Source organism: Kribbella sp. NPDC051936 (assembly GCF_040680955.1).
Taxonomy (GTDB): Bacteria; Actinomycetota; Actinomycetes; order Propionibacteriales; family Kribbellaceae; genus Kribbella.
Map to the genome: position 1 here is coordinate 327097 of NZ_JBFAXS010000003.1, position 13197 is coordinate 340293.

Genomic DNA, 13197 nt, shown 5'->3' on the forward strand with positions numbered 1-13197 from the left:
CACCACGTCCAGCGCCGCGCACCACGTCCAGCACCACCCATCAAGCCGAGCGCCACCCACCACGTCCAGCGCCAGTAGCACTTCCACCTAGTAGTCGGTGCGAGCGCCAGGCAGTACGTCCAGCCAGTAGTCGTCGCGAGCGCCAGCTCGCCACCCCGGCGGCAGGCGCGCGCTGCCGGCGGTAGCCGGTGGGTGGGAGCGCACGCGTGGGACTGACTATTCATCTCCGCCTTCACCACCCCCGCCTTCACCGCCTCCAGCTCCCCACCCCCCAACCACCTCTGCTGAACAAACCTGGGACGCTGTGCGTCTGCTGAACGACGAGAGGGGTGTGGATGTCCGACGTGGCCGTCAGTACGCGTGGGTTGCGTAAGACGTATCGGACCCGGCGGGGGCGCAAGGTGGTGGCGGTGCAGGGGCTGGATCTCGAGGTGCCGGCTGGGGGTGTGCACGGGTTTCTCGGGCCCAACGGGTCGGGGAAGACGACCTCGATCCGGATGTTGCTGGGGCTGGTGCGGGCCGATGCGGGGACGATGACGGTGTTCGGCGAGCCGGTGCCGGCGCGGTTGCCGGAGGTGGTCGGGCGGGTGGGGGCGATTGTCGAGTCGCCGAAGTTCTTTCCGGCGTTCACGGGGGAGAAGAACCTGGAGTTGCTCGCGGAGGCGATCGGTGCGCCGCGCACGAAGGTCGGTGAGGTGCTCGAGCAGACGTCGCTCGGTGAACGGGGCGGGGATCGCTTCCGGTCGTACTCGCTGGGGATGAAGCAGCGCCTGGCGATCGCGGCCACGTTGCTCAAGGAGCCGGACCTGCTGATCTTCGACGAGCCGACGAACGGTCTGGATCCGGCCGGTATCCGGGAGATCCGCGAGACCATGCGCGGTCTCGGCGAGCAGGGGAAGACGGTGCTGGTCAGCAGCCACATTCTGGCCGAGGTGGAGCAGGTCGCCGACACGGTGTCGATCATCGGCCACGGCCGGCTGCTCGCGTCCGGCACGGTCACCGACGTGATCGGCGGCGGTACGGCAGCAGCCGTGAAGGTTGCTGTGGACAACCACGAGGCCGCGACCCGGATCCTGACCGCGTCCGGTATGACGGTGCGCGCCGACGGCAGGTACCTGCTCGTCGAGGGCGCGCCCGACCCGGCCGACGTGACGCGGCGCCTGGCCCATCAGGAGTTGTACGTGTCCGAGCTGGTCCCGGTCCGCGCCGATCTCGAGTCGGTCTACCTGGAGCTGACCGAAGGTGAGGGGCTGCGATGATCCGCCTGACCAAGGTCGAGCTCCGGCGGCTGACCGCGCGGCGGTTGACGGTGATCGGTCTCGCCGGCCTGTTCCTGATCACGATCCTGCTGCTGGTGGCCACCTGGTTCGACGCGCGGCCGTTGTCGGCCGCGGAGCAGCAGCGGGCCCAGCAGCAGTTCGAGATCGCGCACCACGAGTGGGTCGAGCACGCCGACGAGACGCGCAAGCAGTGCGAGGCGGACTGGAAGACGCAGCCGGACCCGAAGCCGAAGCTCGAGGACATGTGCGCGTACCCGGAGCCCAGGCTGGAGGATTTCGGCAAGCCGAAGACCGTGTTCAGCCAGATCACGCCGGAGCTGCTGCAGGGCTCGTCGTACTTCCTGGCCTTCGCGGCGTTCCTGATCGGGGCCAGTTTCCTCGGCGCGGAGTTCAGCTCCGGTGCCATCGGCAACTGGTTGACGTTCGAGCCGCGCCGGCTGCGGGTGTACGGCAGCAAGCTGCTCGCCACCGCGACCGGGTTCGTCCCGGTGGCCGCGGTCGTTCTGGGCGTCGTGCTGTTCGGAACCTTCCTGATCGTCGACAAGCTGGGCGACACCGGCGGTACGACGGGGAAGGTCTGGGGTGACCTGGCCGCGATCGGGGGTCGTGCCGTGGTGACCACCGCGCTGGCGGCTGCGCTCGGCTGTGTGGTCGGCCTGCTGCTCCGGCACACCGCCGCCGCGATCGGTGTCGTGATGGCCTACCTGGTGCTCGCCGAGGGCGTGTTCGCCGCGTTCCTGGAGAAGGCCCAGCCGTGGCTGGTGAAGCTCAACTTCGACGCCTTCGTGCGGCATGACACGCAGTACTACGTGACGGAATGCAAGGCCGGCGGCGACGGCAGCTACGCCTGCGACTACGTGCAGAAAACGCTGTCCTTCGAGCATGGCGCGTGGTACCTCGCGGCCCTCACCGCGGTCGTGGTCCTGCTCGGCGCCTGGGTCTTCAACCGCCGCGACGTCAACTAGCCGTCCGCCGCCGCCGTCGTACCGCGCCGATCAGCACGATCCCGAGCGTGGCCACGGCGGCGGCCGCGCCGATCGCGAGCCCGCGGCGCAGCCCCGGCGGCACGAACGTGCAGTCGACCCGGTCCGCCGCACCGGTCAACGGAACGGCCATCAGACCGCCGAAGTTCCGCGGGGTCTGTGGCTTGCCGCCGGCGACCCGGCAGGTCCAGCCGCTGATCTTCGGTACGCCGATGACGGCCCAGCCCTTGCTGTCCGCGGGCAAGGTCGCGTGCAGCGAGTGGCCGCTCGCCTTCACGTCGGTCGCCCCGGTCGCCCGCAACGACTTCACTGCCTTGCGGAGCGCCGCCGGGCTGAGGCAACCGATCGCGTTGCGCGGCGGGATGCCCTGCGGGGCGTCGCCGAAGTTGACCTCGATGAGCACGATGCCGTTGGCCGGCACGGTGCCGAGCCCGACCATCGCGCTGCTGGTGTTGATGCCTGGCCGGCGCGTCGAGCTCAGCTCCCACCAGCGGCCCTCGGCGAGCCGGGCGCGGCCGCCGACCCGCGGCATGAACAGGTACGCCGAGCTGCCCGGCGCGCATTTCGCGACCAGCTTGACGTCACCGCCGGCGAACCGCGTGCCCTTGTACTCCGGGACCTCGTACACCTTGCTGCCGAGCAGCCGCTCCTGCGCGGCGTACGCGTTCGGGGCGTTGGTGTCGAGCGGCACCGCGGCGTCGAGCCGGCGCCGTACGGTGACCAGCGGCGGCACCGTCGCCCGGCCGATCTCCGGGGCGCCGTCGCCGATCAGCCGCATCCGCGCGCCGACCGAGAAGATCGCGTCCGTCGCCGGGTTGTCGAGCGTGTGGGCCGCGCGGCCGTACCCGGACCAGCCGAAGCCGAGCTCGGTCATCATCTGGTTGACCGAGTGCGGCAGCAGGCTGCTGTACTGCCCGGCGCCCTGCCCGCCGAGCAGGATCGGATCGTTCGGCGTGATCGACGTCCCCGGCTCGGTCCGGTACGCCGGCCACCCGCCGGCGTCGCGCAGCGCGTCGTACCGCGCGGTCTGCTTGTCGTCCCACGGCGCGGCCGACGTGCTGAGCACCTTCGATCGCTGCACGTCGGTGATCACCGCGGTCCAGGTGGTCTCCACCGCGACGACCGCCAGCAGTACGCCGAACGCTGCCGCGACGGGCCACTTGGTACGGCGGGTTCCCGGGATCCGGCGCAACGTCCAGATGATGCCGAACGCAACCACGGTCAGCGCTCCGGAGGCGATCAGCACGATCAGCCAGTGCTCGGTCAGCAGCGGGCTTCCCTCGGACAGGACGGCGATCAGCGCCAGCAGCGCCGCCCCGCCCAGCAGGGCGATCGGCCCGGGCAGCTTGTGCGCGACCGAGATCCAGGCGACCGCGACGAGCAGGCCGCAGAGCACGAACGCCTCGCGGTACTGGCTGCCGTTCGGTGTGTCGAACGCGTGCCAGAACTCCTGCGTCGGCGCCCAGCGGAACGACCAGCCGACAGCGACGATCGTGACGACCCAGACCGCCTTCTCCCGCCACGGGACGAACTTGTTGAACGGCATCGTCAGCGCGAGCAGCAGCGCGATCGTGCCGACGTACAGGCTGGCGGTCCGGCCGACGCCCTCGGACAGCGGCAGCAGCCGGGACAGGAACAGGTCGATCGCCGACGCGTGGAAGATCCCGGACGGGGACGGCGTTGCGGCCCGGTTCGTGGTGACGATCGGGAGCAGGACGGGCGCCACCAGCGCCATGCCGAGCGCGAACGAGACGCCGTGCCGCACGACCGACCGGAGGCGCAGCGACCAGCTGAGGTCGCTGCTGAGCAGCCGGGCGAGCAGGTAGATCCCACCCGCGATCGTTGCCATGTAGGCGGTGTAGAAGTTGGACAGCCAGAAGACGGCCACCACCAGCACACTCAGCAGCCGGTTGGTACGGCGCAGTGACCACTCGGCGACCAGGAAGAACATCGGCAGGGCGATCAGGCCGTCGAGCCACATCGGCACGTAGGATCCGTCGTCGAGTGCCCAGCCGCAGGCGCCGTACGAAACACCCAGGATCGCCGCAACCCAGCGGGGTCCCGGGCGCATCGAGAGAAGTACAGCGGCCATCGCGGCCGCGGCGAGACTCAGCTTGAGGGTGGTGACGACGTAGACGGCGAGATCGATCTGGTCCCGGGGGAACAGACCCACGAGCAGTGACAATGGGCTGCCGAGATCGACTCCGACGTCCGCGAGGAAGCCGACGCCGAAGGCGCTCTGCCAGTTGAACAGCAGATCGCCCTGGGCCCGGCCGTGCAGGACGTCCCAGAGATGGGCGAAGAAAGGGATGTACTGCGTGCCAAGATCGTTGGTACTGCGGGACAGCGAACCGAAGGGAAAGGTACCGCGGATGATTCCGGAGGCGGCGAACACCGCCGCCACCACGACAGCTGCGACGGCGGCCGGCAGCAACGCCGATCGCCGCCGGACAGTCCCTCCCTCAGCACTGTCCTCGGAAACCATTGGCCGCCCCTTCGTTCCGCTCGTTCGGTCGCCAAAGCTAGCGGGTAGTTCCGGTATGGACAAGAATCGCATCACGGTCGGCGTGCGGGGCGGATGGAGACAACGATGCGGTTGAGTCTGGTGGTGCCGTGTTACAACGAGGTCGAGGTGATCTCGCGGTTCCATCAGGCGCTCAGCCACGAGCTCGCGGGGACCGGGCGGCCGTACGAGATCGTGTATGTCGACGACGGTAGTTCTGATGGGACGCTCGACGCACTCGTCGGGTTGGCAGCGAGCGACGAATCGGTGCGGTACCTGTCGTTCAGCCGGAACTTCGGCAAGGAGGCCGCGATGCTGGCCGGTCTGCGGTACGCGACCGGCGACGCCGTGGTGATCATGGACGCCGACCTGCAGCACCCGCCGGAGCTGATCGGCCGGATGCTGGAGGAGTACGAGCGCGGCTTCGACCAGGTGATCGCGCGCCGCAACCGGACCGGCGACCCGGCGAGCCGGACGCTGTTCGCGCGGGCGTACTACTGGCTGATCAACAAATGGGCCGACGTCGAGCTGGTGGACGGCGTCGGCGACTTCCGGCTGCTGTCCCGGCGCGCGGTCGACGGACTGCTCGAGCTGAACGAGTACAACCGGTTCTCGAAGGGGCTGTTCGCCTGGATCGGGTTCGAGTCGATCCTGTTCGAGTACGACAACGTGAAGGCGCCGCCGGACCGCAAGAGCCGGTGGACGTTCCGGCGCCTGCTGGAGTACGGATTCGATGGGCTGCTGTCGTTCAACAGCAAGCCGCTGCGGATGGCGATCTACGTCGGCCTGCTGCTGACCGCAGTCGCCGCCGGGTACGCCGTGTGGGTGCTCGTGGCCGCGATCGTGCGCGGCGTGGACATGCCCGGCTACGTCACGCTGATCGCCGCGATCGTCGGACTCGGCGGCCTGCAGATGGTGATGCTCGGCGTGATCGGCGAGTACATCGGCCGGATCTACTACGAGACCAAGAAGCGCCCGCACTACCTGCTCAAGCAGACCAACGTGGACCCGGCCGACCGGCTCAACAAACCACCGGCCCCGGGCGGACGAACCACCCAGGGCCGGTAGGACAGCTACTGCCGAGGATCAGGCGGTGAGCCGCTCCTCGGTGGAGGTCGAGAACAGGTGCAGCTTGTCCGGCACCGCCGCCAGGCGGACCGTCGAGCCCTTCTCGACCGGCATCCGGGCGTCGATCCGCGCCACGATCTGCTGGTGCTCGTTGTTGTGCTCCGCGGTGCCGTACAGGTACGCGTCGGCGCCGAGCTCCTCGACGACGGCGACCTTCACCGGCAGGCCCTCGTCGGCGACCTTGAAGGCCTCCGGGCGAACGCCGACGGTCAGGGTCTTGTCGCTGCCGGCCTTGGCCAGGATGTCGCGGCCGATCGGGATGATGTAGTCCCCGACCTTGGCGCCACCGTCGGCGATGTCGGCGGTGATCAGGTTCATCGCCGGCGAACCGATGAAGCCCGCGACGAACTTGTTCTTCGGGTTGTCGTACAGGTTCAGCGGGGTGTCGACCTGCTGGAGCAGGCCGTCCTTGAGCACCGCGACCCGGTCGCCCATCGTCATGGCCTCGACCTGGTCGTGGGTGACGTAGACAGTGGTGACGCCGAGGCGCTGCTGCAGCTCGGCGATCTGGGTACGGGTCTGGACACGCAGCTTGGCGTCGAGGTTCGACAGCGGCTCGTCCATCAGGAAGACCTGCGGGTTACGGACGATCGCGCGACCCATGGCGACCCGCTGGCGCTGACCACCGGACAGCGCCTTCGGCTTGCGGTCGAGGTACTCCTCCAGGCCGAGCAGCTTGGCGGCCTCGCCGACCCGCTTCGCCCGGTCCTCCTTGGAGACACCCTGCATCTTCAGCGCGAAGCCCATGTTGTCCGCGACCGACATGTGCGGGTAGAGCGCGTAGTTCTGGAACACCATCGCGATGTCCCGCTCCTTCGGCGGACGGTGCGTGACGTCGCGGTCGCCGATGTAGATGGAACCCTCGTTGACCTCTTCGAGGCCGGCGAGCATCCGGAGCGAGGTGGACTTGCCGCAACCCGACGGGCCGACGAGCACCATGAACTCGCCGTCCTCGATCTCGAGGTTGAGCTTGTCGACGGCGGGGGTGTCACCACCGGGGTAGATCCGGGTTGCCGCCTTGAACGACACAGTAGCCATGACTGTTCTTTCCCTTCACCGGCAGGAACGTGCCGGACGATCCGAGTAAAGGTTCCCCCGGGGCGGGGGAGTCCGCCTATCCTCGCCCGGCCCGGCTCGTCCTGACAAGGTGTACGGCGTGTGACGTGTCCGTTCTGTTCACCTTGTGGACACTCGTGTGCAGCTTGCAAGTTCTTGCAGGATCTTGCTGAAAAGTCACAGGTGGCTGGGTACAGTGCCGGGCGTGAGCAGCAGAGCACGGCTGGCGGACATCGCGGCCAAGGCGGGGGTCAGTGAGGCGACGGTCTCGCGAGTGCTGAACGGGAAGCCGGGGGTGGCCGACGACACCAAGCAGTCGGTCCTGACCGCGCTCGACGTCCTCGGGTTCGAGCGGCCGTCGCGGTTGCGGCGCCGGTCGGCGGGGCTGATCGGGCTGGTGATGCCGGAGCTGATCAACCCGATCTTCCCGGCGTTCGCTCAGGTCATCGAGTCGGCGTTGTCGCAGCGCGGGTACACCCCGGTGCTGTGCACGCAGTCCCCGTCCGGGGCCACCGAGGAGGAGTACGTCGAGATGCTGCTCGAGCGCGGCGTCTCCGGGATCATCTTCGTGTCCGGCCTGCACGCGGACACCGGCGCGGACCACGAGCGGTACCAGTTGCTGGTCGAGCGCCACTTGCCGGTGGTGTTCGTGAACGGCTGGCTGCCGTCGGTCGAGGCGCCCTTCGTGTCCTCGGACGAGTACGCCGCGATGGAGCTGGCGGTCTCGCACCTGGTTGCCCTCGGGCACCGGCGGATCGGGTTCGCGTCCGGTCCGGAGCGGTTCATCGTCGTGCAGCGGAAGCTGGCCGGGTACCGGACGTCGATGAAGGCCCAGTTGGGTTTGCCGGACGAGGACCTGGACCCGATGGTCGCGCTGAGCATGTTCGGTGTCGAGGGCGGCGAGGCGGCCGGCCGGCAGTTGCTGGACGCCGGGGTGACCGCGGTCGTGTGCGGCTCGGACATGATGGCGCTCGGCGTCATCCGCGCCGCCCGGCAGCGCGGTCTGACCGTGCCCGGGGACGTCTCGGTGGTCGGGTACGACGACGCGCCGATGATGGAGTTCACCGACCCGCCGATGACCACGATCCGCCAGCCTGTGCACGCGATGGGCCTGGCCGCGGTCCAGTCCCTGCTGGAAGAGGTCCGCGGCCACACCACACCCCATACCGAGTTCCTGTTCCGCCCGGAACTCGTCGTCCGTGGTTCGACCGGCCCGGTCAGAACGGGTATCTGAGCCGTAAGCCGGGGGCCGTCGTCGCGTTGCTGGTGTAGATCCCGGAGATCTCTGCCGGCGTCAACGCGCGTGTGTAGAGCCTGAAGTCGTCGAGCGCGCCCTTGAGGTTCTGTAGGCCGTCCAAGCGCTGCCCCAGGTGGATCTGGAACGGACGCTTGGGGCTGACCGATCCGATGCTGCCCGTAGCGCTGGCGGCTGCCACGCCGTCGACATACAGGGTGAAGGCGCTGCCTTGGCGGCTCAGTGCGAAGTGATGCCAGGCCTGGTCGTTGTAGGGCTTGCTGGTTTGCAGGGTGATTGCGGTCTCGCCACTCTGGGCGAGAATTCGCAGCCGGTTCTTGGACGGTTCTGCGCGGAGCCAGAGCTGGGAGTAGACGTCGCCCTGGTTGTAGGCCCAGAGCAGCGGCTGGTCGGCGGTGCTGGCGCCGTACTTGAACCAGCCGGTCCAGGTAAAGTCGCCGCTGCTCACCGCGAGCTGCTCGGCGAACGGGAGTTGCACGTAGTCGTCGGCGCCGTCGAGCGACACCGCCGTACCGAACTTGCCGGCCACCGGCACCGGTCCGCGCAGGTAGCCGTCGAGGTTGTTGCCGGAGGCATCGGGTGTGGTGGGTACGCCGGCGGTGTTGCCGTCGGGCAGACCGAGGTCGGACTCGGTGAAGGTCGTGAACCAGATGTACCCGTGCGACCAGTTGGCGGCGCGTTCGTAGACGAGACCGACGGTGCTGTCGTTGATCCGGGTCATGTCGGTGTACGCCGCCATGCCGCTGTAGACGACCGTGCCGCCGCCGGGGTCGACCCACTCCGTGCCGCCCTTGAAGGTGGAGCGGATCGTGAGGTTCTCCCGGGTCGTCCCTTGGCGGGTCTCCGTGGCGAGCAGCACGCGGTTGTAGCGGTCGCCGCGATCGGTCGCCCTGAGCTCGAGCGTCGACGCCTGCACGGTCGGTACGGCGAGGCTCTGCTCGGCGGCGTCGGCGTGGAAGCCTGTGGAGAAGGTCTGGCCGGCGTCGCTCGAGACGGCCGACGCGACCGTGGACGGGTTGGTGCCGCCTTCGTCGCGGGCGAAGGCGAACAGGGAGCCGTCCGGGCGCTCGAAGACGGACAACTCCTGGACGCGGAGGGCCGGATCCGCGGAGTTGTCATGGGCTCCGAGGTGCCACGTCGTACCGCTGTCGTCGCTGTAGACGAGGGCGCCGCCTTTGTGGTCGCCGTCAGTGGTGGAGTAGTGCGTGCCGACGACCAACCGGCCGGTGTGCGGTCCGCGTCGCAGTTGGATGCCGTGCGACGGGCCGGTCGCGTAGCTACTCCATTCCGGCAGCTTCACGCTGCTGGTGATCTCGCGCGGTGCGCTCCAGGTTGCCCAGTTGTCGTCGCTGTACTGCGCCCACACCGTGTTGTAGTCGCGCGTGGTGAGCAACGTGATCCGACCGGTGTCGGCGTCGACGATCGGCGCCGGGTTGTGCGCGGTCGAGTTCACGCCCGCATGCACGGCCTGCGGCTGTGTCCAGGTCGCACCACCGTCCGTCGACCGCACCATCACGACGTCGTGCGTGCCGAGGTCACCACAGGTCGGTTTCCGGCCCTCGGCGAACAGCACGAGCGTGCCGTCGTTCCCGCGCACCAGAGCCGGGATCCGGAAACAGCTGTACCCCGCGGTTCCGGGCGACAGGATCGCCTTTCCCTCCAGACCTGCGCCGTACGCCGGAGACGTCAGACAGGCCGTAACCATCACGAGAAGCGCAAGCACCGCTCGGCGGAATCTCATGCGCACCAGTCTTCGCGAGAACCGGCGCGAATCGACGGGTTCCCGGCGTGTCGTAGTACGTCCTATGTCCTGCAGGAAAGCTCCGGCCCGGTGCCGTCCCCTGCCGGGCGGCTCCGGGCCGGAGGATTCGGGGAACTACTTGGAGGTGTGGAAGGCCGAGGTGCCGGCGGCGGCGAAGCCGTTGGCCCAGAGTTGGTTCACCTTCGAGCGCTCGGTCGAGTCCGGGTAGGGGTTGGTGCAGGACGGGCCGGGGCCGCCGCCCGACATCAGCTCGGAGCACGGGCCGGAGTAGTGGTCCGGCAGGCCGAGCACGTGGCCGGTCTCGTGGGCGACGATCCGGGTCTTGTCGTACTGCTGGGACTGCGCGTAGTCGATGAAGATGTATCCGCCGCCATGGCCGTCGGTGGACGCGTACGAACCGCGGGGGTCGTTGCCCTCGGTGTAGTAGAAGTCGTAGTTGCTGCCCTCGACGAGCTTCACGTTGCTCACCGACGAGTTCCAGATCTGGGTGCTGGAGGAGATCTGCGACGCGAACGTCGGCGCGTCGACGGCGTACGTGACGGTCACCGCGGTGGGTTTGCGGCCCGACTTCGCCTGCTGCGCCATCTTGGCCCGCGCGGACTTCATGACGGCGTCGTAGAACGCCTTGGTGGCGGCTTCGTCCTGCGGCGAGCCGACGTACGCCGCCCGGGTGGCAGCGGTGGAGACGGTGGCGACGGTGTGGTCGGTGGCCGGCGCGGCAGTCGAGGGGGACGCTGCCAACGCGGGCACGGCCAGCGCGGCGGCGGCGAGCCCCGCGAAGCTGGTCAGGATACGGCGATGCGACATGGAGGGCCTCACTCCGAATCGGTGGCGGATAGCGACGGGCGGATCACCGATCGCTACCAACGGATGCTGCCAAGACTCACCGGATTTCGCATCGGATCGCGGAAAACCCTCGGGTTAACCCGCGAACCGGGCCGATCGTTCTATGCCGCCCATAGCTTTGTGGTTATGGGGTGTCGTGCGTGTCCAGGAAGCCGCGCAGGTCGCTCGCGATCCGGTCCGGGTACTCGCCGTTGACCGCGTGCGACGCGTCTGGGTAGAACGCGACGGTCTTCGTACGCAATGCGCGCTCGGCGGTACTGCGGGCCTTCGCGGGGTCATGCATCACCGAACGCCCGGCGATGATCGCGAGCACCGGCATCGGCAGGTCCGCCAACTGCTCCTCGGTGATCCGGTGCGGCTGCGGCTGACGCATCGTGTAGTTCTTCATGCCGGACTCGATCATGTCGGCCACCGGCACGTGCTCGACCGGCTTGCCGCCGGCGGTGTAGGAGTTGAAGTTGTCCCGCCACGACCGCGGCAGCCACTTCACCGTGGCCGGCAGCGAGCGGATCACGACCTCGAGCGGCAACCCGTCGTACACGTAGACCGCGTCCAGGGTGGTGACCGTCGCGATCCGGTCGGGGAGCCGGACGGCGAGGTTCATCGCGGTCCAGCCGCCGATGGACAGCCCGAGGAGGTTGAACCGCTTCTCCGGCAGAGCCGCCAGCGTCTGGTCGAGCCAGGCGGCCTTGTCGGCGTCGGAGGTGATCGGCTTGCTCTGGATGCTCATCCCGGGCTCGCCGAGCAGGTCGATCGCGTAGCCGTCGGTGATCGCGAGCAGCGACTTCAGGTTGTCGGCCCACACCGGCGTGCCCGACGAGGTGCCCGGCAGCAGGACCAGCGGATGGCGGTTTCCCTGGGCGCCGGTGAACCGGTACACGCGGACCAGGCCGAACTCGGTGCGAATGTCGTGCACCGTCGCCGGCGCCGGGACGTCGCGCATCGCCGCGTCGTACTTCGAGCGGTAGTCGTCGTACCCGGAAGCGCTGTTCCAGTGACCGACCGGATTCTTGGGCATCGGAGGTCTCCTAACCACTTGGTAGGTAATCCCACCCTACGGTAAGTTGAGTCCATGCCTTCAGCGCGCGGCCGGAACCTGACGTTCACCGAGGAAGCCCGCCGCGCGCAGCTGGTCGACGTCACGATCGAGCTCGTCGCGGATCGCGGGTACGCCGCGGCGTCGCTCGGGCGGATCGCGGAGAGCGCCGGGATCACGAAGGCCGGCGTGCTGTACCACTTCCCGTCCAGACAGGCCCTCGTCGAGGCCGCCTATCAGCACGTGCTGGCGGCGGTGGTGGCGACCGTCGGCGCGGCTGTCGAGGCCGCGGGTCCGGCGGACGGCGTGTCGGCGTACGTCCGGTCGATGGTCGGACATCTGCGGGAGCGGCCGCGGCATGTGCGGATGCTCATCGAGGCGATGACGTCGGTGGCGCCGTTGACCGACTCGAAGGCGCGCTGGTCCGCGGTCGCGGACCTGCTGGCCGCGGCCCGTGCTGCCCGCGGGTTGACGGAGCCGGTGGATCTGCGGTCCGCCGCGCTGCTGATCGGCGGCGGAATCGACGCGATCGTGGCCGAGTCGCTCGCCGATCCGGCGTACGACGCGGCGGCCGCCGCCGAGCTGCTGGTCGACGTGGTCGAGCGTGGGTTCCTGAGTTAGGCCTCGCCGGGGATGCCGACGTTGAGAAGGCGGGCGCCGGGACCGCGGGTGGAGAGGCGGTCCTCCTTGTTGTAGAGGTTGCAGCGCTGGAGGCTGAGGCAGCCGCACCCGATGCAGGAGTCGAGGTCGTCACGGAGCCGTTCGAGCTCGGAGATCCGCTCGTCCAGGCGGCTGCGCCAGGACTTCGAGAGCTTGCTCCAGTCGGCGCGGGTCGGCGTGCGGTCCTCGGGGAGCGAGTCCAGCGCCTGTTTGATCTCGGCGAGCGCGAGACCGACCCGCTGCGCCGCCTGCACGAACGCGATCCGCCGCAGCGTGCTGCGCTGGTACTGCCGCTGGTTGCCGGCCGTCCGCCGGGACGCGATCAGTCCCTGATCCTCGTAGAACCGTAACGCCGACGCCGCCACCCCGGACCGCTGCGCGATCTCCCCGATCGAGAGCCAATGCTCTTTGCTGGGGACGTTCTCCTCTCCCATACCGCCACCCTAGGACGGCATTCCAAAAACTCAACAACGCTTGAACTGTGTGGCGACGGGTGCCGAGAGCACCAGTTGGGCGGGTGGTCTGGTCCGCGGCGGGTGGTCGGGGCGGTCGTCACGATCGGTTATACTTTTCTGGTGTCGGTGCGCGCGTCGCGTCACCAGAGATGTTCCCAGGCGCTCCGACCCGTCGGTTTCAGCATCCGGCTGAAGATCCCGGCGACATGGGTGCAACGCGATAGCACCCGCAG

Annotated in this window: 11 protein-coding genes; 5 read left to right on the forward strand and 6 right to left on the reverse strand. The window is 68.7% G+C overall.

From position 1 onward, the window contains the following. Positions 1-335 precede the first annotated feature (335 nt). Both AB0L64_RS11800 and AB0L64_RS11805 read left to right on the forward strand, forming a co-directional pair. On the forward strand, positions 336-1259 hold the full coding sequence (locus AB0L64_RS11800) for an ATP-binding cassette domain-containing protein (protein ID WP_363710127.1): 924 nt from the start codon (positions 336-338) through the stop codon (positions 1257-1259). Next, the gene (locus AB0L64_RS11805) at positions 1256-2245 is read left to right on the forward strand and encodes an ABC transporter permease subunit (RefSeq protein WP_363710128.1); all 990 of its coding nucleotides are present in this window, start codon (positions 1256-1258) and stop codon (positions 2243-2245) included. Before AB0L64_RS11800 ends, AB0L64_RS11805 begins: the two co-directional genes overlap by 4 nt. Here the strand turns inward: AB0L64_RS11805 and AB0L64_RS11810 are convergent. Further along, positions 2238-4748: a YfhO family protein gene (locus AB0L64_RS11810; protein ID WP_363710129.1), complete on the reverse strand. Its 2511-nt coding sequence runs from the start codon at positions 4746-4748 to the stop codon at positions 2238-2240. The two genes, AB0L64_RS11805 and AB0L64_RS11810, sit on opposite strands and share 8 nt — an antisense overlap. 105 nt (positions 4749-4853) lie before the next feature. On the opposite strand from AB0L64_RS11810, the gene AB0L64_RS11815 reads away from it, so the two are divergent. Then, a complete protein-coding gene (locus AB0L64_RS11815) occupies positions 4854-5834 on the forward strand; it encodes a glycosyltransferase family 2 protein (RefSeq protein ID WP_363710130.1) in 981 nt (326 codons plus the stop codon). 18 nt (positions 5835-5852) lie between these two features. Here the strand turns inward: AB0L64_RS11815 and ugpC are convergent, their stop codons facing one another. Then, on the reverse strand, positions 5853-6932 hold the full coding sequence (gene ugpC / locus AB0L64_RS11820) for a sn-glycerol-3-phosphate ABC transporter ATP-binding protein UgpC (RefSeq protein ID WP_355695889.1): 1080 nt from the start codon (positions 6930-6932) through the stop codon (positions 5853-5855). 223 nt (positions 6933-7155) lie between these two features. Here ugpC and AB0L64_RS11825 point away from each other — a divergent pair, with 223 nt between their 5' ends. Next, positions 7156-8184 (forward strand): LacI family DNA-binding transcriptional regulator, encoded by a 1029-nt coding sequence (locus tag AB0L64_RS11825; RefSeq protein ID WP_359934117.1) that lies wholly within the window; start codon positions 7156-7158, stop codon positions 8182-8184. On the opposite strand, the gene AB0L64_RS11830 is transcribed toward AB0L64_RS11825, so the two are convergent. The 3 genes from AB0L64_RS11830 to AB0L64_RS11840 all read right to left on the reverse strand — a co-directional run bounded on the left by AB0L64_RS11830 (position 8168) and on the right by AB0L64_RS11840 (position 11831). Next, positions 8168-9946 carry a sialidase family protein gene (locus AB0L64_RS11830; protein WP_363710131.1) on the reverse strand — a complete coding sequence of 593 codons (1779 nt, stop codon included), beginning with the start codon at positions 9944-9946 and terminating at the stop codon, positions 8168-8170. The two genes, AB0L64_RS11825 and AB0L64_RS11830, sit on opposite strands and share 17 nt — an antisense overlap. Before the next feature lie 135 nt (positions 9947-10081). After that, positions 10082-10774, reverse strand: coding sequence for a snapalysin (gene snpA / locus AB0L64_RS11835; protein WP_363710132.1), 693 nt, complete (start codon positions 10772-10774; stop codon positions 10082-10084). 163 nt (positions 10775-10937) lie between these two features. Next, complete coding sequence (locus tag AB0L64_RS11840) at positions 10938-11831, reverse strand: alpha/beta hydrolase (RefSeq protein ID WP_363710133.1); 894 nt, start codon at positions 11829-11831, stop codon at positions 10938-10940. Between the two features lie 54 nt (positions 11832-11885). Here AB0L64_RS11840 and AB0L64_RS11845 point away from each other — a divergent pair, with 54 nt between their 5' ends. Further along, complete coding sequence (locus AB0L64_RS11845; protein ID WP_363710134.1) at positions 11886-12470, forward strand: helix-turn-helix domain-containing protein; 585 nt, start codon at positions 11886-11888, stop codon at positions 12468-12470. Here the strand turns inward: AB0L64_RS11845 and soxR are convergent. Then, complete coding sequence (gene soxR / locus AB0L64_RS11850) at positions 12467-12943, reverse strand: redox-sensitive transcriptional activator SoxR (RefSeq protein WP_355695902.1); 477 nt, start codon at positions 12941-12943, stop codon at positions 12467-12469. The genes AB0L64_RS11845 and soxR overlap by 4 nt on opposite strands. Between the last annotated feature and the right edge of the window lie 254 nt (positions 12944-13197).